At 43.4% G+C, this 20897-nt stretch carries 20 protein-coding genes; 8 read left to right on the top strand and 12 right to left on the bottom strand.

Features of this window, described 5'->3' with window-relative positions; all coding sequences use genetic code 11:
• Positions 1-30: 30 nt before the first annotated feature.
• The 3 genes from AC0L6N_RS00835 to AC0L6N_RS00825 all read right to left on the bottom strand — a co-directional run bounded on the left by AC0L6N_RS00835 (position 31) and on the right by AC0L6N_RS00825 (position 3099).
• Positions 31-1092: a trypsin-like peptidase domain-containing protein gene (locus AC0L6N_RS00835; RefSeq protein WP_041713236.1), complete on the bottom strand. Its 1062-nt coding sequence runs from the start codon at positions 1090-1092 to the stop codon at positions 31-33.
• Between the two features lie 102 nt (positions 1093-1194).
• Positions 1195-2565: a DegQ family serine endoprotease gene (locus AC0L6N_RS00830; RefSeq protein WP_011573462.1), complete on the bottom strand. Its 1371-nt coding sequence runs from the start codon at positions 2563-2565 to the stop codon at positions 1195-1197.
• Positions 2566-2658: 93 nt separating this feature from the next.
• Positions 2659-3099 (bottom strand): ZapG family protein, encoded by a 441-nt coding sequence (locus tag AC0L6N_RS00825; RefSeq protein ID WP_473478011.1) that lies wholly within the window; start codon positions 3097-3099, stop codon positions 2659-2661.
• Between the two features lie 243 nt (positions 3100-3342).
• Here AC0L6N_RS00825 and zapE point away from each other — a divergent pair, with 243 nt between their 5' ends.
• Both zapE and AC0L6N_RS00815 read left to right on the top strand, forming a co-directional pair.
• Positions 3343-4449, top strand: a complete 1107-nt coding sequence (zapE, locus tag AC0L6N_RS00820) for a cell division protein ZapE (RefSeq protein ID WP_473478009.1) — start codon at positions 3343-3345, stop codon at positions 4447-4449.
• Positions 4450-4556: 107 nt separating this feature from the next.
• On the top strand, positions 4557-5288 hold the full coding sequence (locus AC0L6N_RS00815) for a YebC/PmpR family DNA-binding transcriptional regulator (protein ID WP_473478008.1): 732 nt from the start codon (positions 4557-4559) through the stop codon (positions 5286-5288).
• Between the two features lie 85 nt (positions 5289-5373).
• Here the strand turns inward: AC0L6N_RS00815 and AC0L6N_RS00810 are convergent, their stop codons facing one another.
• The 5 genes from AC0L6N_RS00810 to AC0L6N_RS00790 form a co-directional block, all read right to left on the bottom strand.
• Entirely contained in the window at positions 5374-6363 is a 990-nt protein-coding gene (locus AC0L6N_RS00810; RefSeq protein ID WP_473481217.1) for a 5'-methylthioadenosine/S-adenosylhomocysteine nucleosidase family protein, read from the bottom strand.
• Positions 6364-6593: 230 nt separating this feature from the next.
• Positions 6594-7148 (bottom strand): GTP cyclohydrolase I FolE, encoded by a 555-nt coding sequence (folE, locus tag AC0L6N_RS00805; RefSeq protein ID WP_011573457.1) that lies wholly within the window; start codon positions 7146-7148, stop codon positions 6594-6596.
• 196 nt (positions 7149-7344) lie between these two features.
• A complete protein-coding gene (locus AC0L6N_RS00800) occupies positions 7345-7521 on the bottom strand; it encodes a hypothetical protein (RefSeq protein ID WP_473478006.1) in 177 nt (58 codons plus the stop codon).
• 232 nt (positions 7522-7753) lie between these two features.
• Complete coding sequence (locus AC0L6N_RS00795) at positions 7754-8182, bottom strand: CopD family protein (protein WP_473478004.1); 429 nt, start codon at positions 8180-8182, stop codon at positions 7754-7756.
• A gap of 39 nt (positions 8183-8221) precedes the next feature.
• Positions 8222-9901, bottom strand: a complete 1680-nt coding sequence (locus AC0L6N_RS00790; protein WP_473478003.1) for a chloride channel protein — start codon at positions 9899-9901, stop codon at positions 8222-8224.
• Between the two features lie 113 nt (positions 9902-10014).
• Here AC0L6N_RS00790 and AC0L6N_RS00785 point away from each other — a divergent pair, with 113 nt between their 5' ends.
• The 3 genes from AC0L6N_RS00785 to AC0L6N_RS00775 all read left to right on the top strand — a co-directional run bounded on the left by AC0L6N_RS00785 (position 10015) and on the right by AC0L6N_RS00775 (position 12567).
• Positions 10015-10713 (top strand): DUF6776 family protein, encoded by a 699-nt coding sequence (locus AC0L6N_RS00785; protein WP_473478001.1) that lies wholly within the window; start codon positions 10015-10017, stop codon positions 10711-10713.
• 114 nt (positions 10714-10827) lie between these two features.
• The gene (gene erpA, locus AC0L6N_RS00780; RefSeq protein ID WP_006992748.1) at positions 10828-11172 is read left to right on the top strand and encodes an iron-sulfur cluster insertion protein ErpA; all 345 of its coding nucleotides are present in this window, start codon (positions 10828-10830) and stop codon (positions 11170-11172) included.
• A gap of 309 nt (positions 11173-11481) precedes the next feature.
• A complete protein-coding gene (locus AC0L6N_RS00775) occupies positions 11482-12567 on the top strand; it encodes an EF-hand domain-containing protein (protein WP_473477999.1) in 1086 nt (361 codons plus the stop codon).
• Between the two features lie 150 nt (positions 12568-12717).
• Here the strand turns inward: AC0L6N_RS00775 and AC0L6N_RS00770 are convergent, their stop codons facing one another.
• Complete coding sequence (locus AC0L6N_RS00770; protein WP_473477997.1) at positions 12718-13239, bottom strand: DUF2937 family protein; 522 nt, start codon at positions 13237-13239, stop codon at positions 12718-12720.
• A gap of 119 nt (positions 13240-13358) precedes the next feature.
• Here AC0L6N_RS00770 and AC0L6N_RS00765 point away from each other — a divergent pair, with 119 nt between their 5' ends.
• Both AC0L6N_RS00765 and AC0L6N_RS00760 read left to right on the top strand, forming a co-directional pair.
• Positions 13359-13751, top strand: coding sequence for a hypothetical protein (locus AC0L6N_RS00765; protein WP_473477996.1), 393 nt, complete (start codon positions 13359-13361; stop codon positions 13749-13751).
• Positions 13752-13888: 137 nt separating this feature from the next.
• The gene (locus AC0L6N_RS00760; protein WP_011573449.1) at positions 13889-14494 is read left to right on the top strand and encodes a DUF2726 domain-containing protein; all 606 of its coding nucleotides are present in this window, start codon (positions 13889-13891) and stop codon (positions 14492-14494) included.
• Positions 14495-14590: 96 nt separating this feature from the next.
• Here AC0L6N_RS00760 and mdh read toward each other — a convergent pair whose 3' ends face one another.
• The gene (gene mdh, locus AC0L6N_RS00755; protein WP_473477995.1) at positions 14591-15526 is read right to left on the bottom strand and encodes a malate dehydrogenase; all 936 of its coding nucleotides are present in this window, start codon (positions 15524-15526) and stop codon (positions 14591-14593) included.
• A 165-nt stretch (positions 15527-15691) separates the two neighbouring features.
• Here mdh and argR point away from each other — a divergent pair, with 165 nt between their 5' ends.
• A complete protein-coding gene (argR, locus tag AC0L6N_RS00750; RefSeq protein ID WP_006992741.1) occupies positions 15692-16156 on the top strand; it encodes a transcriptional regulator ArgR in 465 nt (154 codons plus the stop codon).
• A gap of 90 nt (positions 16157-16246) precedes the next feature.
• Here argR and AC0L6N_RS00745 read toward each other — a convergent pair whose 3' ends face one another.
• Both AC0L6N_RS00745 and AC0L6N_RS00740 read right to left on the bottom strand, forming a co-directional pair.
• The gene (locus AC0L6N_RS00745) at positions 16247-17422 is read right to left on the bottom strand and encodes an endonuclease/exonuclease/phosphatase family protein (protein ID WP_473477992.1); all 1176 of its coding nucleotides are present in this window, start codon (positions 17420-17422) and stop codon (positions 16247-16249) included.
• Positions 17423-17491: 69 nt separating this feature from the next.
• Complete coding sequence (locus AC0L6N_RS00740; protein WP_473477989.1) at positions 17492-20656, bottom strand: TonB-dependent receptor; 3165 nt, start codon at positions 20654-20656, stop codon at positions 17492-17494.
• Positions 20657-20897 lie beyond the last annotated feature (241 nt).

Genomic DNA, 20897 nt, shown 5'->3' with positions numbered 1-20897 from the left:
CCCGCCCCTGCTTTCTATTAAGCACGCACTCTATTGGGCACCCAGTTCAGCAACGACTACCGTTAACGTAATTAATTGCCCACCACGACTCACCTCAACTTGCAGTTCAGTCCCTGGTTTTGTTTCTGCAATAAAGTCTAATGTTTGAGTGACGCTGTCCGTTGGCTGACCATTGATAGCAAGCATCACATCATCGGTGCGAATACCGCCTTTATCGGCAGAACTACCAGGAGAGACACTGGTGATGAGGATACCAGATCGGCCATACACCTCTGCAGCACCAACACCGAGCTGACCTCGGGTGACACGGCCATTTGCCACTATTTCGTCCATGACTTTTTTGGCTAAACCATAAGGAATGGCAAACGAAACACCGTCAACTTCCTTTACTCGGCGCTGACTATCCAGTGTTTTAAAATTAGCATTGTTAATGCCAATCAAATAGCCGTTGCTATCAATTAACGCGCCACCTGAATTACCTTCATTGAGCACTGCATCCATCTGAATAAAATCGAAATAAGCGGCTAAACCATTACGCCCAACACGGCTCACCACTCCCTGAGTGATGGTTTGTCCTAAATTATAAGGGTTTCCAATCGCCAGCACTAAATCACCTACTCGGGTACCAGGATCATCTAATTGGGGAATAACATGCAGATTATCTTCGGCAACTTTTAGCACGGCTAAATCAGTATAAGGGTCATATCCGATGATTTGCGCTTCTGCGCGACGACCATCTTGCAAACCCACTAAGATACTATTGGCATTAGCGATTACGTGCAGACACGTCAATATCAACCCGTCTTCGCTCATGATAACGCCTGAACCTAAGCTTGTGCGCTCAACAGCCTGACTGCGATTATAAATACTGCCACTTTCAATGGATTGACTATAAATGTTAACTACCGCGGGGCCAGAAACATTAACAGCATGATTAAAACTAAGCTTGTCTGATGTCTGGCGTGTGGGGTTGAACATCGACAAGTTCAAACTACTACCGTGACGCAGATCAGGCACCAAAAGGAGTATTACCCCAGAGATGATGGCACCGACAAAAGCCGATTTAAGCAAAAAAGTGAATGAATCTTTCAAGGGACCTGCTAATAAAAGCTTACTTATCAGAGGGTAAGAATAACACTGTAAGGAAAAAGTTAATAGCAGCCCAGTGTTTGGGCTGCCATTAATTTGGCAAAACTAGCGAATTACCAAGTAAAGTGTTGATACACCACGCTTAACATTAAGCGCAATCACGCCCTTAGCTTCATCTAGCGCGTTACGTAGATCTACTACATTATCAATTTTGTGACGATTCACGCCGATAATCACATCGCCGTCCTGTAAACCAATCAAGGATGATGGTGAACGTGCGACAAGTTCTGAAATAACTACACCGTCAACACCTTGCTTAGTTTTACCGTTGGTAAGTGTCGCGCCTTCTAAGGCTGGGTGTATTTCTTTAGCAGCCACAGTGCTCTGTGTTGCATCCCCTAACGTCACTTGAACGTCTTTCTCTTTACCTTTACGTAGCAACGTAAGGTTGACCTTAGTACCCGCGCCTTTACTGCCTATTTTAGCGCGCAACTCTAAGAAGCTTGTCACAGGGCGACCTTCAATTTCGATGATGATATCACCCGCTTGAATACCCCCTTTATCAGCAGCAGAACCTTCGCTTACTTCACTGACGAACGCACCGCGGCTCACATCTAGGTTCATGGCTTCAGCTAAACCTGAGTCAACATCTTGGCCTAAGATGCCTAGCAAGCCACGACGGACTTCGCCAAACTCGATGATCTGATCAACCAAGCTTTTCATCATATTGGCAGGGATAGCAAAACCGATACCTACGTTACCGCCATTAGGGCCAAAAATAGCGGTATTAATGCCGACAAGTTCGCCATTAAGACTAACCAAGGCACCACCAGAGTTACCTCTGTTGATGGCTGCATCGGTTTGGATGAAGTTCTCGTAACCGCCGATGTTTAATCCTGAACGGCCTAGCGCGCTTACAATACCTGAGGTAACGGTTTGACTTAAACCAAAGGGATTACCAATGGCCACAACAAAGTCACCTACACGCACCTTGTCTGAATCTGCTAGTGGCACCGCAGTAAGGTTGAGGTTATCTGTTTCGATTTTAAGTAACGCAATATCGCTTTGCTCATCAGCGCCAAGTTTCTTCGCTTTGACTTCGCGGCCGTCGTTTAGCTTAACCGTAATTTCATCTGCATTTTCAACAACATGATTATTGGTTACGACATACCCTTTGTCGGCGTCAATAATAACCCCCGACCCCAGACCTTTAAATGGCCGCTCTTGTACCTGTTCGCCGTTACCACCGAAGAAGCGACGAAACATTTCTGGCACTTGCTGACGCGAAACCTGCGTACCTTCCACCGAAATCGTCACGATCCCTGGGGTGGTCTTTTCCAGCATCGGAGCCAAGCTTGTGACAGGCTCATTATCACTAGAAAAGAAAGGCAAGGCTGCGCTTGCTGAACCGGCAATCATTAAGCTTGCCGCAAAAACACAACTGGTAATGGCAGTGCGGTTAATAACTTTACTCATTTAACGATAACTCCATGGATGACTTAATAGCTTAAATAAACACAACAAAGACTGTATGGCACTTTAAAAAGTTCCCTATCTTGTCTTACCAGGTTATTTTGATTGCTTTTCAGGGCGCACATTTTCGCTGCCACTGAACAAACCAGAGCTCTGATTAGAAAAATCTAACGGCTGCACATCAGCACTGTCTTTTTCACGAGTCACTTTTTGTTCTTTATTCTGCAAAAATGGCGATGCATGCTCCCCAAAGAAGCTCACATTGCTGCTCTGTACATCAGTGTTTAACAGTGACAGAGAACTTTCATAGTTGTCCAAATTTTGGCTCAATGTTTGGCATTGCTTTTGAAGTTGTTCTGCAATTTTACGGCTTTCAGTCACATGATTCAGAGACTGCTGAACCATCACATCTTTCAAAGTTTGCTCTTTCTGGCCGTCTTTTGATGTCTTTTCTTTATCAAAATAGACATATTTTGCAACAAAGAAACCAATCACCGCGCCTACCAGCACCAAAACCACACCTATTAACCAATCCATACTTACTCCAATCATAAGGTTGTAAAAGCGACATACACCTGAAAAGCACAATATCACTTAACTCTACAGTCGCCAGCAGCAATATTTAACAAACTTTGCACCGCTTACAGCGAAAAAAATACCATGTTTTGATATTATACCCCTGTCACGCATTTATGCGGTCATTAAATTTCGATTCAATACCTCAACAAGATTAGCTTGGTGATTTTTAAGGTCATTCAGTAAAAGGAAAAGACACGCCTTATGTCAGCTTCAACCCCTTGGCAAAAATATCAATCAGATTTACAGCGCGACGACTTTCATTCTGACCCAGCCCAAGCCAACGCAGTCAAACAGTTGCAACGCCTTTACGATGACCTTGTAGCGCCAGACAAAGAACCTAGCCTGTGGACCAAAGTTAAATTTGTACTAGGTAAAGACGATGAAGCCCAGTCCATAAAAGGCTTATATTTTTGGGGGGGTGTAGGTCGAGGTAAAACCTACTTAGTAGATACGTTTTACGACTGCTTGCCATTTGAGAAGAAGATGCGGGTACATTTTCACCGGTTTATGCACCGCGTTCACGAGGAGTTGAAATCTCTCGGCGGTCAATCTGATCCACTTAAAATAATTGCCGCGAAGTTTGCAAGCGAAGCCAAAGTCATCTGCTTTGACGAGTTTTTTGTGTCTGATATTACAGATGCCATGATCCTCGGTACGCTGATGGAAGAGATGTTCGCACGAGGAATAGTCTTAGTAGCAACGTCTAATATCATCCCTGACGAGCTTTATCGAAACGGATTACAGCGAGCGCGCTTTTTGCCAGCGATTGCACTGATAAACCAACATACCCAAGTGGTTAATGTCGATAGCGGCATTGACTACCGTTTGCGTACTCTTAAACAAGCTGAGATTTATCACTTCCCTCTGGATCAAACGGCCAACGATAACCTTTCAGTCTATTTTGCGCAGCTTGCCCCTGAAGAGTGCCAACACGATGATGCTATTACCATAAAGGGCCGAAAAATTCCCACGGTGCATCACGCTGAAGGCGTAGCCATGTTTGAGTTTCGCGCCTTATGTGACGGCCCTCGTAGCCAAACAGATTACATGGAGCTGAGTCGCTGTTATCACTCAATTTTACTGGCAAATGTGGAGCAAATGGGCAAATCGGTGGATGATATTGCCAGACGCTTTATCGCCATGGTCGATGAGTTTTATGAGCGTAACGTGAAGTTGATCATGTCAGCAGAGGTTCCCCTTGAAGAACTTTACACAGAAGGCGCATTAAATTTCGAATTTCATCGATGCCTTAGTCGATTGAAAGAAATGCAATCACATGATTATTTAGCGACTGAGCATTTACCATAAATAAGCATCAAGGCACAAACTGCCAACGTAAGGCGTTTGTACAAAGCGTGTATTTATCGGTAAAATCTTAGTCATATCCTTTTATTTGTAGCAAAAAGAGAACATTAATGGGCAGAAAGTTTGAAGTACGTAAGGTAGCGATGGCAAAAACTGCTGGCGCAAAAACCAAAGTTTACTCGAAATACGGTAAAGAAATTTACATGGTTGCTAAGAATGGCGGCACAGACCCTCAAGCAAATTTGTCATTGCGCCGCCTTATCGATAAAGCAAAAAAAGACCAAGTACCCAGCCACGTTATCGACAAAGCAATTGATAAAGCCGCTGGCGGTGCAGGTGAAGACTTCACCCCAGCACGCTATGAAGGCTTTGGCCCAGGCGGCTGCATGGTTATAGTTGACTGCCTAACCGATAATAACAACCGAACTATCACAGATGTACGTAACTGTTTCACCAAAACAAACTCAAAAATAGGTGTGACAGGTACAGTAAGTCACATGTTTGATCATCAAGCTGTGTTCTCTTTCCCTGGCGATGACGAAGACGCTGTTTTAGAAGTCTTAATGGAAGAGGACGTGGATGTAACGGAAGTAGAATGTGAAGAGGGCGTGATCACGGTTTTTGCCCCTCATACCGAATACTTTAAAACTCGCACAGCACTAACCGATAACAACCCAGAACTTGAATTCGATGCAGATGAAATCACCTTTGTGCCGCAAACAGAAACAGTGGTAACAGGCGAAGATGTTGCCACGTTTGATAAGTTTATGGATATGCTGGAAGATTGTGATGACGTGCAAGACGTATATCACAACGCTGTGGTGGAGCGCGAAGGCGAATAATAACTCGCAGCTTAACTAAAGTATTATACAAAAACACCGTCGAAACGACGGTGTTTTTGTATCTACATGAATGCGTTTATTTCAGTTACTGAACAGGCAAAGCAACCACTTCATCTAAGACGCCTAGCAGCAATTTAGCCCCAGTACCTGATGCGATACCGTCAAACACGTTCTCAACGTTTTTGCCTTGCTGACCACCGGCTAAATCGCTAATAGAGCGGATAACCACCCAGTCAACGTCGTTCACAAAGCAAACTTGTGCAACAGCGGCGGATTCCATTTCAGACACGTCAGCGTTAAACACCCGGCGTATCCAGTTTCGGTAATCTGCATTATCCAAGAATACTGAGCCGGTCACACCGTTTCCGCCGACCTTAACCTTTATTGCTTTACCCGATGGCATAGCAATAGGGCTGACCTTCTTAAGCGCCTTCTTGGTTAAGTCAAGTAGTTCACTTGAGGCGGTAAAATATGGCATTTGTCGAGGACTATCCCAGCCCTCTTTTATCACCGCCATTTCTTCAGGGTGAATAAAGCCAAAATTTTCGTAGGCAGGCGAATGAGGGTCTTGTTTACGGCGCTCTAAAAATGATGCCAATGACTTCTCATAATAATCAGGTAAAACGAACTCCCCTTCATGTTCCTTGTCGGGGTTGATGTACACAGACTCATCATGAAAATACCACCTGGCCGGTACAGCAATATCCCCAGGGGTAAACTCACTGCTAATAGCACCAGCAATGCCCATCATTATGACTCTGTCGATGGGGAAATAGTCGAGCGCCATTTGCATAGTCATTGCCGCATTCGGCACGCTTATGCCAGTGGTAAAGATAACTATCGGCTCACCCTTATACGTTCCTAGCTGATACTTTACGCCCTGAAAAGTGACGGTTTTGGTGATGTTAGCGTCAGGTAACTTGGCTATCGCAGCATCAATCGCTTTAATTTCAGGCTCATATGCAGCAACGATAGCGGTCCATTTGTTATCAACGTCAAATGTTCGAGGGCCATATTCGTTAGAAGGATCTGTGCTCTTCGCAGCAGCAGTGAAGGAGATAAGCATAATACACATCACTTTCACGGCTTTGATATTGCCCATTAGCCGGTAAAAGGAGGAGAGAGTTTTCAATGTCATTTCATTTTCCATACAAAAAAGATGCAGACGCACCATATTGGAGCACACGGTCTGTGCATTTAACGATTTTACGCAGCTTTATATGCGCTAAGGAGGTGAGTATGACAAAAGCATGCCAACACTTAATGATTTAACGGTTGGCGTGCTTTTTTGAGGTTGTTAACGCGTTACTTACCAATTAAACGAAGAAATTCATTACGTGTTGCATCTGACTTACGCATCGCACCTAGCATTACTGATGTCACCATAGACGAGTTTTGCTTTTGAACGCCACGCATCATCATGCACATATGTTTGCCTTCCATGATCACGCCAACACCAGCCGCCCCAGTGACTTCTTGAATGGCATCCGCTATTTGCTTGGTTAAACCCTCTTGGATCTGCAGGCGACGCGCGTACATGTCAACGATGCGAGCAAACTTAGATAGTCCTAGCACTTTCCCCTGAGGTAGATAAGCAATATGGCACTGTCCAATAAACGGCAAAATATGGTGCTCGCACAGTGAATAGTATTCAATATTTTGAATAACGACCATTTCGTCAGTGTCGGCTTCAAAAATAGCGCCATTCACTACGTCATTAAGGTTTTTCTCGTAACCATCGGTCAAAAACTGCATCGCTTTGGCGGCACGTTTAGGCGTATCTACTAAACCACCTCGCTGAGTATCTTCACCTAAGATCGAAAGAATTTGCGAGTAATGCTGGGTTAAATCATCTGACATTAAATCTGACTCTGTAATTAAAAATAGACGGACGACGTTGAAGAACAGTTAACTTGAGGTTAGGGCTATACTTGGGCGCCATATAATCGCCAGATGATAGCATTTTCTTAGCGGGGGGTTAAATGCTTGATGTCACATCAATGTCATATTCCTTATGCCGAATATATCGATGTGCAATAATGGTTTTTGAAAGGCGTTACTTTAAGCGTTGTTCAACTGATACTCGCATATTCGCGATGTACATATCTAACGCCATTTTTGCCGTTTCATATGCTTTTGCGCTATCGGCAGAATTGGGGTGCTTTTTGTACTCTTCAAAGGCGAGATCAGACTGGCGCAAAAGGGTTCGTAATTTTACCTGCACAACATCCATATTATGACATTCTCTGATTCAAATTTTCCTTCTTCAGATTAGCAAATCAGTTGACTAACGCAAACTAGATATATGTCTAATTACAAATCTTTACATTAAATCAATTCTGACGTGACCAATGAACGTAGCTTCTTTTGGGTTCGGAGCGCCGGGTTGTTTGAAAACATCTTGGCCTTGCAAGCATTTTATTTTCAAAAAAGTCCCGCAGTCGTAATGGTTTTGCTCACAACCCCTAGATAAACTTCACCACAGCTAAGCACACTATGGCTAGCAATATCAGCACTGGCGCTTCGTTTAAAAATCGATAAAAGCGTGAGGAATGCTTATTTTCATCTCGGGCGAACACTTTGACCAGATGATAAAGATAAAAGTGATACCCGTACAAAAGCGCCACCAATAGTAATTTCGCATGCAGCCAACCTGAATGAGCCAGCCACGACGCGCCATATTGATAAATTAAGCTTAAACCGAAAATCAAAGTCAATAATGCAAAAGGCGTGATAAAAAACCACAATTTTCGCTCCATTGTCTTGAATTGGTCACGCACCGCTTGATTATCTGTCTGGGCATGGTAAACAAATATTCTAGGCAGATAAAAGATACCCGCCATCCAAGCGATCATGAAGAAAATGTGTAACGCTTTTAGCCATAAAATAGTCATGGGATAACTCTCCAAATACTCTTGGCAAAGCACATCATATTAATATTGTGCTTTGTGTAAATAACTACGCAACATGTTCCAAGTAATCACACCTGTGATATTACTTGGTTCATTTTCATAAACATACACCGCGCCCTCACGACTGCTTTGCAGCAATTCATAGACTTCGCCCAGGGTTGACTGAAACGACACCCCTTGCATGGCATAAAAAGCCAAGGATGATTCTTCTCTGCTAAGACTAATATCGTATTGAACTAACGAATACTGCACGTCAATCTCAACACTGTTTCGCTGCACCACTGGGTGTGTTGGTGATGTCTCTAAAAATTGTAAAATATGGTGTTGTTGGGCGTTATTGAACAACTTAAATTCTTTGTCCATCACCGCTAGCACGCCAGTTCTTTGCAGAGCTTCCAATACAGATGACGTACTGTAAGGCAACTTTTGATAATCCAACTGGCGGATGAAGATAGAGCTGTTTCCAAGAAACTGAGTCGAAGTTACATAGGCAGGCACAATAACTAAGATAGCGGGCAAGATAAGTTCAGGGCTATAGGATAACTCCATCACGGCTGACAGAGCGGCTAGCGGAGCATGCACTACAGACGTCATCAAACCGGCCATGCCAAGCAGAGCAAAGCTACCGCTGAGTTGTTCCATATTATCTACAGCCAGTCCCAACGGGGCAGCCAATAAGGCTCCACTTAACATACCCAGTACGAATACCGGCCCCATGATCCCACCTGGAACCCCTAGCCCAATGGCAATAATAGTGATAAAAAACTTAGCGCAAAGCACCGCTACCAGTAAAACAACATCTTGCTGCTGTAGCACCATGTCATGTACAGAAAAGAAATGCGCGCCTAACGCTTGGGGCAGTATGTAACCCACTGCGCCGGTAATCAAGGCGGCAATAAGCAAGCGCTTTATCATGTTAAAACGCTGAAAAATATGCATAACTTTCATCAAGGCATTGTTGAAAAGAGTCGCTAACGCACCGAGCAATATTCCAAACAAAATCAAATACAGGTATATCCAGCGGCTGAATTCAAAAAATTCTATAAAGTCGAGCTCTTGCGCTTGACCAAATACCGCTCTGGTCATCACGGTGCCACAAGCCGCCGCTAACATGATAGGAATAAAAATATGGATCTTATATTCGCGCAGTACCACTTCCATTACGAAAATGACGGCAGCAAAAGGTGTATTAAACGAAGCAGATATACCAGCGGCGATTCCGCATCCCGACAAGATGCGAATACTGTTATCAGGCAGTTTTAACCATTGTCCAAAAAAACTACTACCTGCTGCGCCTAAGTGCACCGATGGGCCTTCTCTACCAACAGAAAAGCCGCTCGCTAATGCGAATGCACCACCAAAAAATTGATTGACCGTCGTACGAAAAGGGATATGTCCGAAGCGTTTTTTAACGCGGTGGATCACAAAAGGAATACCCATTCGGTAATGCTTAAAACCAGTAAGGTAGGCAACACACAAAATAAGCACTACGCCGATAACAGGCATGATCGCCCGCTCTAGAGCAGATAATGTCGTAAAATTATTCACTTCATCAAGATAAAGAAGCTGCAGCCATTCCACACTTAAGCGGAATAATATGATCACCGATGCAGCGCAAACACCGCCAATAATACCCAATACGCACAATTGAATAGAGGTGCGCGGTGTAGCCAGCTCTTGTCGAAAAGCATTAAGGGACATATATTAGCGCTATTAATACGTTAGGGAATGACAGCATCTTACCACAAGCCGCTGTAATGTAAGGAATTACCTTATATTTCTGGTTTTATTGTGCTGGCGAGGTAAAGTAATTTGTGAATTATACAGAGTTAAAACAGCGCTTCGGCCCTTATCAGTTTTACGCCTTATGTTTAGTTATTCTATTATCAACCGGCTACTTAGCGTTTTCTTTTGGCTATAGAGTCAGTGATGAACAACAAACACTCTTAAAGCAGCTTAAAAATAGTAGCGAGAGTCTGCGGCTAGAGAACGCGGAGCTATCACGCCAAGTAAATGTAATGAGTGTTGAGTTAGACATTGCGACGACCACCCAAAAAAAACTCGCTGAAGAAACAGAACTTGCGCTCGCTCGGGAAGTATCTTTGCGTAAAGAGCTTGGATTTTATCAACAAGTGATGGCCCCTGAGTTAAGTGCGACAGGCTTAGGTATTGATGGATTCGCTGTCGAGAAAACCTTAAGTGAAAACTATTATCGCTTTAAATTAGTACTTTTACAGCAAGATAAAATCAAAGCTACGCTCAATGGTACTGTACAATTAGTGATACATGGCAGTGAAAATGGACACCCCAAAAGCTATCCTTTAACGTCGCTCAGCGACCAGGGCCCACTAACATTTCGCTTTAAATACTTCCAAATGTTAGAGCAGGAATTTACCTTACCAATGGACTTTTTAGCCGAAAAAGTGGTCATCACTGCTGATGTTTATAAATACAAACGTAAACTCGGTGAACTAAATAAAACCTTTGATTGGGTACTATCGACGAGCGAATAGTTGATAAGATTAGTCAGGTATTAGATAATGGCGGCATTATGTAGCTCGCTTACAGTAAAATCTTAAGATCCGCGCTATCCCCTATTCACTTATTTGTATACACAGAGGTAATTTATGTCGGTGCAAACAGCAGTTCCAATCGAATTCTCCGACGCCGCCGCACGTAAAGTTAAGGCGCTTGTCGAGGAAGAAGAAAACCCTAATTTGAAATTACGCGTTTATGTTACTGGCGGTGGTTGTTCAGGTTTTCAATACGGCTTTACCTTCGATGAGAAAGTAAATGACGGTGACACGACCATAGACAAAGATCAGGTGACCTTAGTGGTTGACCCTATGAGCCTTCAGTACCTAGTAGGTGGCGAGGTTGATTACACTGAGGGTCTTGAAGGCTCTCGTTTCTTAGTCAATAACCCAAATGCGACCACGACATGTGGCTGCGGCGCTTCTTTCACCGTATAACCCCCGCTTATCAAACGTGAGACTGTAACGTGCGGTTTCACGTGCCTTTTTAATGCTCTTGGGTACTATTTTCTTCCCCGCTTTTTCTCCCGTGCTTTTTCTCCCATTTTTTTCTCCTATATTGCTTGATGAATTTTTTTCATTTTGCGTCTCCATTATTACGCAACATACTGTTAACAGAAAGAACTGAATATCGGTAACTAGCTGAATATTAAGAAAATTATTTAGTGGCACGAGATATGTATTATCGTCTTTGAAAGTCACATGTGTGTATTTTTATATGCAGATATACGAACCAAGGATTTGATTATGAAGAAACTCACCTTAGCATCGATTATTACCAGTGTATTAGCTACCTCAGCATTTGCGGCGCAACAGGATACGACGACTCAAGAAAGTGCGGCGCAAGAAAGTACAGGGCAAGCAACCGATAGTAATTTCGCGACGTTAGACACCAATGAAGATGGCGTCATTTCACAAGGTGAAGCCAGTAAAGATAATGTTTGGAATTATTTTGTCAAAGTCGATGAAGACGAGAACGGACAATTAAGCCCCAGAGAGTTTAACACCTATGCCAGCATCTACAGTAAAGCGGACATAGGATTGGCAGATACAGTTGTCACAGGCAAAAATGCCAACACCACTGATTCAAGCGACCAACTTTCCACATCTGACACTAACGCAGCGATAGGTGATACATCAGAGTCGATGGCCAAAGCTGACAAAGACATGGTCGATACCGAAAGCGCTGCAAAAGAAGCAAACGATAACCCCAAAGACATGGCCGACACGCAATTAAGTCAAGCCAAGCAAAATGCCATTTCGGCCAACGCACAAAACAGTAATGCCAAGCTTGATACCCAACTAACTGAACATGATAGTCATGATGACGTAAATGCCAGTGAAGGTGCAGGCATAAATAACAAAATGAAAGACGCAGAATCAAACGTCCAAAATGCACTTGATAATGCCAAAGAGCTAAGCGCGAAAGGACAAAGCTCACTCGATCACAGTGCAGATGCAATTAACAAAGAGCTCGACTCCACCGGGGTCGAAAGCCACGCAAACGAAGTCCCAGCGAAAAGCGAAACAGAACAGCAAAATTTCGCAGCTTCGTCAGATGTATCCATCAACGCAGATTTAGAAAGTAACAACCCTGCACTGAAAGCGCCTGAGCAACCAGCCCCGGTCGAGCAAGAATTTTCAGAGGTAGATGCGGACGCTGACGGATTTATCAGCAAAGAGGAAGCAAAAAATGCAGAAATATCAGAACACTTTGACAACGCAGATATAAACAGTGATGACAAAATTAGCCAAGAGGAATACGACACCTTTGTTAAGGGGCAGCAATTAACCATGCGTTATACCGTTCGCTATCCTTATGAATCAGAATAAACGCAATTATTTCGATAGGTGCAATTAACTGCATTCAGCCGGTTTGTCATCACGCAAGCCGGCTTTCACTTTTCCTGTATGACTTACGGCTATCAATCTTTATAAAAAACGAAATATTAAGAGTAAGTGAGCGCTCACATCAAATCCAAATTAACTGCGTTTACGTACCGCGTGAAAGCACACTGAGCAAGTTTTTGCACTTATACCTATCGTCATATCAAACAGGGCTGCAAACAATAATGCGATACATATCCCCCACCCTAACGCTACAGGGTTCAACGGCACCGTGTAACTATATTGAGTGATCGTCTCTTGTAAAATCTGAGGGTTATATTGAGTTGCCAAATAATACGCACGTTGTACGACGCCCTTGTTTAAATTGTCCCATTGAACTTGCAGCAGGCTGGCACGGTTAAAAATAAGCTGAACATTCTTAGCATCTTGGCGGAATATCGCATCTTCACTTTGCTGATAATGGCGAATTAATTTTTGCATATCGCCTTCGAAGTAACGCTCTGCCGTTTGCTCAAAGCCAGCTAAATTTTTTTTCGCTTCAAGTAAGTGAGCGTCAACGCGCTTCTGATACTGGTCAATAAAGGCTGGGATCTGTACGCCCGAAAGTAATCCAATGGCAAAAACAGCCAAACGCAAATACTCTCGAACAATATTCATTTACCCTCCTCCAACCGCGCTATACGCATAAATGGGATGCTATACCTAAGATACGGTATCAGAGATTGTCAGTTATTCATCATAAATCTATTATGCTGGTACTTTATACGGAGTATCAGATGAGGAATACAATAGCAGTCGTTAAGCGCACCACGCTTTGCTTACTTATTAGCGGAGTATATTCGGGCGTCCTAAGCGCACAAAACCACGCTCTAAGCGTTGACAGTGGTGCCCCAACGACTTGCCCCGCGGCTTTTCATGGGATTGATATACCAACAGACGCCAGTGCTTGTCTGTTATTTGCCGACGCGCTTCCAGCATCATTAACCTACCATAGCAAACAGACCTCCAATGAGCTTCTCGCGTTTTTCCGACAGCGTCTAGATGGGCCAATCTCTCAACGTTTATCCCAAAATCGCATTCTTATACGCCTGCAAAACGACCACAAAATTATTGTTATTTCCCCAGATGGAGCAGGCAGCCAAGTAGATATACTTATCAACTCTAAATAAATGGGGATTGATAAATGGGGATTAAAAGCCCCTGCTATTAAAACGGACAGACCTCTGGCACTCTCTTTGCAATATCTCCTATAGACATCAACACAGGCGGAAACTGTCAAAAATTTGGCAGGCCCATAGGAGCAGGTATGGAATTGGCAATTATCTTAATGATGATATTGATTGTGGTGGCAATCGGTGCAGTGAAATTAAATGAACCCAGCTTAACCTTCCCGTTTAAAAAGAAGACTAATTTATTTACTCCTGTAGAGCGCAGCTTTCTGGCTCTTATCGATGAGGCTGTGGGCAACCAATTTAGAGTAATGTGCCGAGTTAAACTGTCTGATGTGGTCGCCACAAGGGAAAGCACCAGCAAGAAAGCAGGCAAAAGTGCGTTGAGTCGTACGAGCGGCCGCCATTTAGATTTTGTTTTATGCTCAAAAGCCGATATGTCACCTGTGGTGGCTATAGACTTAGTGCATGCCACACAAAACGGCAAAGACGGTTATAAACGCCAACGCGATTGGTTTGTCAGCGGCGCACTAGATGCGGCTCGTATTCCCCATGTGCGCATTAAAGTGCGCTCAGGGTATACCGCGCATGATATACGCCAGTGCATTGATGCCAAATTAGCGTCAGTGCGTATTGCCTCAAAAAGCACCCCATTAGTTGCCGGCACTGCAGGTCAAGTTAAAGATCCTAACATCGCCACACGCCCGACTAAGCCCTTAGGACAAGACCCTATGGCCGCTTAATCCTAGAGAGCATTGCGATTAGGCAGTATTGATTTGCTGAATAGCAGATATAAAAAAACCAGCATCTGCTGGTTTTTTCGATTCTAGGAAAATGAATTAGTTATTAACGAATTCAACACCAAGTTTAATGTCGCCACGTAAACCTTCAAGCATAGACTCTTTTGCTTTTTGCTCGAAGTCACTTAGATCACCGTAAGGTAGAATTTCTTCTACGCCATTCTTGCCCAAACGAACTGGGTGTGAGAAGAATTGTGCGTCATCACTGTTGGTTTCAACATAGGTGTATTCAACTACATTTTCACCGCGCATTGCAGATACAAGCGACAAACAGAAACGAGCAGCGGCTTGGCCCATTGATAAGGTAGCTGATCCGCCGCCTGCCTTAGCTTCAACCACTTCTGTACCTGCATTTTGGATACGAGTCGTCAAACTAGCAACTTCTTCATCAGTAAACTCAACACCTTCCACCTGAGAAAGCAGAGGAAGAATAGTGGTACCGGAATGGCCACCGATAACAGGAACATGCACGTTGGCAGGGTTCAAGTCACGTAAATTGCCCACAAACGTTTCAGCACGAATAACATCTAGTGTTGTTACACCGAATAATTTGTTCTTGTTGTATACACCCTTAGCCTTCAACGCTTCTGCAGCAATTGCCACAGTGGTGTTAACCGGGTTAGTGATGATGCATAAACAAGCTTCTGGGCAATTGTCCGCAACACTGTCAACTAGGTTTCTAACGATACCAGCGTTGATGTTGAACAAATCAGAACGGTCCATACCCGGCTTACGTGGAACACCAGCAGGAATAAGAACAATGTCACTGCCTGTTAACGCTTTAGCTAGGTCGTCTTTACCAAAACCTTCAACTTTTACGTCAGTAGGGATATGACTTAAATCAACCGCAACACCAGGTACGACAGGGGCTACGTCGTAAAGGGCTAGCTCTGTACCAGCTGGCAATTGAGTTTTTAACAACAATGATAATGCTTGGCCTATACCGCCAGCTGCACCTAATACCGCTACTTTCATAATTCTCTCCTGTGGAATGCTAATCAATTCGCGAACGAAACACTAATGCAAGACCCGCGAAAAAACAAATAAATGCTGAGCTGAAAATGTTCGAATTTGGATGTGAGGGCAAATTGCTTAAGTTCAAGTACTAAGGCAAAATAGCCACTATAAATAGAGGAATATATGGCTACTCATAAGCAAGAAGAACTCATCAAGGCATTTAAGGATATCTTAAAGGCCGAAAACTTTGGCTCTCAAGGGGATATTGTCGACGCACTCAAAACGCAAAACTTCGACAATATCAGTCAATCCAAAGTATCCCGTATGCTCAGTAAGTTCGGTGCAGTGCGAACGCGTAATGCCAGAGGAGACATGGTCTATTGTTTACCTCCAGAGCTAGGCATGCCTACGGCTCGCAGCCCGCTTCGTCAATTAGTGTTAGATATAGTGCACAACAATGTGATGATCATCATCCGCACAAGTCCAGGAGCGGCGCAGCTCATTGCTAGATTGTTAGATTCCTTAAGTCAAAAAGATGGCGTTTTAGGCACAATTGCGGGCGATGATACGATTTTTATTGCTCCGTCTGATATCAACCAAATTGAAGAAATCCGCATGCGTGTCGAAGCGTTATTCGAAAATGTATGACGCGGCATGTTGCCTGAACACACTAGAGCCTGTACACACACTAGGACTGTACAGGCTCATCACTAACGTTTAGAACGCCGTTGAGCGCTATTACTCAGTAACGTCTACATCTACCCACACCAAGCGATGATCGGATGATGCCTGGCGATTTTGGATCAATCGATAGCTAGCCTGATCAGATGTTGGCCAAAATACGCCACTGGCGCTTACCTCACCCAGCTTCTTACTAGGAAGAACATAATCAGCCCGCATACGCCAAAAAGCGGTATGAGAAGCTCCCAGAGCGTTTTCAGGGCTATGCACTGCGCCGCCTGCACTCATAGGAATATTGTGGCTATTCACCTTTGAATTTTTAAGCAATGAGCCAATGCCGTCTTTGTGACCATCACCTTCTTCAGCAGAGGCATTCAAGTCACCCAAGACGACAAAATGCTCACTTCTTAGTCCGCCCCTTTGCTGTTTATCATCATAAATATAATCAGCGCCCTTACCACCCGATATGTAATCAGTCCAAAAACGGATCTCATCGTGGTTTCGCTTTCCATTTCGGTTTTCCGGGCCATCAAAAACCGGCGGTGTAGGGTGGCTTGCTAGAACATGAACTAGCTTATCATCGATGCTGATGGGTACATCCCAATGGGACTTAGACGACAACCTAAATATGGATTTTGCTTGGGGCGTGTACCAATCTACGCCGCCTTCAGTTTTTACGCTGTTAAGCAGCCCGTTAGGCATATCCTTCCACAAGAAGTGCTGAAACGTTCTTATTTTCTCGCGTTTAATGGGAAAACGGCTGAGCAAAACCATGCCGTATTGCCCTGGATACAAACCAAAGGCAAAGGTATCGCCACCATTGTCAGTGGACGTTCCATTATGGTTAAGGTCGACCCCAGAAGGAACGCCCGTATTCACAGGTGCGGTGTAGTAATAAGGGTAATCAATGCTCTGGTTGCCTTGTTGAGAGACGGACAAATAGTGATTGATGAATGCCTTTACACCCTTGTCATCATCTGAGGTGTAATCAAACTCGTTCAGTAAGATAATATCAGGGCGCACACGCTGAATAATCTCAGCAATATTCTTGATCTGTTGATTGTCACCGCTATTCAAGTTTTCAAACAGCTCCTGGCCGGTCGGTGTTACTCCTTTAGGTAAGTAATTACTCGCCTCCATACTCACATTAAACGTCGCTATCCGCACTGTTTTCGCTTCCGACACTAAAGACACTCCAGCAAATAAAAACAATAACCCCAAAAATTTGTACATTTTTACATCCTTAACACCAATAAAAAAGCCGGCTACAAGAGCCGGCTTTCAATCATAATCATTTAATGATTAGAATTTGTAGTTAACACCTACTCTGACTTCCCAAAGTGAGGCGTCTGCAACGCGCGTCTGTCCTGATGGAACGATGAACGAGTTATATACATATTGACCAGCATCGTTAATTGAAGCATCAACCACCGATTGTTGACGTGGGAATGACGCTTCTTTTAAGACTCCCCAATCATCGTTCAATAAGTTACCAAGGTTTTCGATAACCACAAAAGCATTCCCTTTGTGACCTTCATAGAAACCGGCGAATTCTTGATTGATTTTAAGGTCGAATTTAACCCACCAATCACTGTTTACGCTATTTCGCTCCATAATTTCACCGCGAGTTAAACCTTCGGCATCGATAAAGGCGTTAAATGCATCTAAATCAAAGCCTTCACCATAAATCACACTTGCATCATCAATAGTTGGAATATAAACCAATTGGCGGTCATTACTGTCACTTTGACCCAATGCGTCGTTTAAGAAATTATCACCGTCGTTGAAGTCTTGGTTATCAAACGTATAACTGTAAGGACGTCCTTCGTTAGCTGTTCCGAAAAGACTGAAGCTGGTGTTATACCCGTCAAAGAACTCATGTTTATATGACAAACGAAGTGTGATTCGATGAGGAATCTCGAAATTAGAAGTCGCAACTCCTGGATTCTGCGGATCAAATACCGCAGTACTCGTATAGTTCGAAAACGCAACAGAACTAGTCATTGGACTAACTTCACTAGAATCAGTGTAAGCGTAAGCTAATGAAGCATCTAGACCAAAATCAAATGATTTGCTAAGTGCTAAAGAAATGGATGTCGAATCGCCTGAGTCACCATCAACATTAGTTAGCAAGTAATCCTGTGAACGACCATTACTTGTATAAATTGGACGACCATCAGGAGCTGTTTCATCTGTAAGTATACGTGATACATCACTGATAATAGCTGCGTTCTGCTTATCAGAATATAAATAGTCAACCATCAATACATAGTCGTTTTCGAACGTATATGTACCACCAATTGCATATTTCCACTCAGATGGGATTTCAAAGTTAGGATCTTGGAAGTTAAGGCCACGGTTAGAAGCTGTTCCGCTAGCAACTCCATCAAATAAATCTTGAGGAATATCGTAAATTGGACGGCCCTCACCAGTGAACGCCATATCAAATACTGATGTGCCTGAACGATCTTGCTGTTCTACTTGTATTACTCCGTTATTTGAATAATTGTTAGACAACCAAACATTTGGGTTACCGCCTGAATACAAGCCTACACCACCGCGCAACTCTAACTGCTCGGTTAACATCCAATTAACACCTAGGCGAGGTTGTAGTAGATCGACGCCATCAAGGTTTTGCTGATTTGAGAAGCCATAGGTTTCTTCAACGAATGGGTTTTCCGGAGGCAAGTCATCACTTTCATACCAATCGTAACGCAGGCCGTAGGTAATGGTCATATCTTGATCTAACCAGTAGTACTCGTCCTGAATATAAGCAGTATGGATATCGTATGAGAAAGCCGCAGCTGCATCATTAACGTTGTTAGTAACCGCAGCATTTTCATAGGTTATACGTGAGGGAGTGCCCGCTTCGAAATCGTCGATAGATCCAAATCGATATTCGCCTTCCGCCTCTTGAACAAACAAGTTAAAAACATCTAAACTTTCATATTCGTAACCACCGGTAATGATGTGATCGCCTGTCGTATAAGTACCAGCTAATTTCAAAGTATCAGTACTGTAACTTAACTTATTAGCATGACGAGAATCATCCGCCCCCAAATATACTGTTGCACGAGCGCCATCGTTTTCAGTGGAAATCTGCACTTCACCAAACTCAGTACCGCCTAGTGGCACTACATTCGCATCGTAGTCAGAGGTACCGATACGTAACTCTGTTGAGAAGTTATCAGACCAATCTGAATATACTGAACCTACATAAGACTCTAATTTTCCACCTTGCTCGTAGTAGTGATTAGAGAATTCATACTCATCTGAGTCACCGTCAGATTCTCGGATGGTATTACCGTCGTTGTAGTTATAAACGAGAGACGCGCGGTGATCGGCATTAATTTGCCAATCTAATTTTAGCATTATTTTTTCGTCTTCTACTGGGATGCTAGTGGTAAAAGCGCCAGGATCATAACCGTATATATCGTTAGCAATTTGTTCAATTCGATCTAACTGTGCTTGAGAAACACCTGCGACTTGGACAGCTTGGTTTGAATCAGCTGCACCACGGTCAAACAAGGTTGCACCTTCAAGTTTTTCATATGAACCAAAGAAGAAAAGTTTGTCTTCTATTAACGCTCCGCCGACATTAAATCCAAAGCGCTTTTCATTAAATTTACCGACAGTGAGTTTATCACCCTCTAATTCATCACCACGAAGAGAATCATTGGTGTAGTCAAAGAATGCTCCACCGTGCCATTCATTTGTACCAGACTTGGTCACGGCATTGATGTTACATGCAGTAAAGCCACCGTACTGAACATCAAAAGGTGCCAGTTCAACAGCAACTTGATCGATTGAGTCATATGAAAAAGGAATTCGAATAGTTGGGTAACCATTACTGTTCAGACCAAAATTATCATTAGTGCGAATACCGTCTACAGTTAAGCTGTTAAAACGAGAATTAGCGCCCGCACATTGAATACCATCACCGAAAGCTTCATCAATGTAGATACGAGGGTCAATACGCACTAAATCTTTAATATCACGATTGATAGCAGGAGCAGATTCTAAATCAGCGAGACCGAAGTTGGCTACGGGCCCAGAAGCACCATATGTCGCATTGGTTACACGACCGCTTACTGTAATAGTTTCAAGATTCTCTTCTTGTTGAGCCGCTAAATCTAGATTAAGACTCTTGGTTTCGCCTAAGTTTAAGAAAACACCTTGCTCAACCGTTTTATTGCCTGATTGATCCATCACTTCAACGGTGTAAGGTCCACCAACGCGCATGCCACGAAGGTTATAGCGACCAGTTTCATTGGTCGAAATAACTTTTACAGCCCCAGTGCGGGTATCTGTAATAGTTACAGTGGCGTTTGACACTGATTGGCCATTTTGTGAAAGAACGGTTCCGCCGATACTTGACGACGTTTCCTGCGCAAGAGCAGCAGACGACATGCCTAATGACATGGCTACCGCAAGCGCGATGCTGGTGAGTTTAGTTTTTCTTAGCATTGTGTGTTTCCTAAGGTTTGTGAGTATTAAATCGTGTTAATTTTTATGCCGCTATTATTTTATTTTTATGTTGCATTTATATTACTGCACTGACCAGTAACCAAAAAATTTGACTAACTGGTCAAAAATTCCCTGCCCGCTTTCTAATTTTCTTTTTGAACGGTCACTTTTATTTTTATACGTCATGAGGTGACACGATTTGTGACAAACTTTGACTTAGCCAGTGTGAACAAATTTCGCT

It is taken from the genome of Paraglaciecola sp. G1-13 (genome assembly GCF_055809255.1).
Note: the sequence above shows the minus strand (reverse complement) of the source record. Positions and strands in the feature narration are given on the sequence as shown.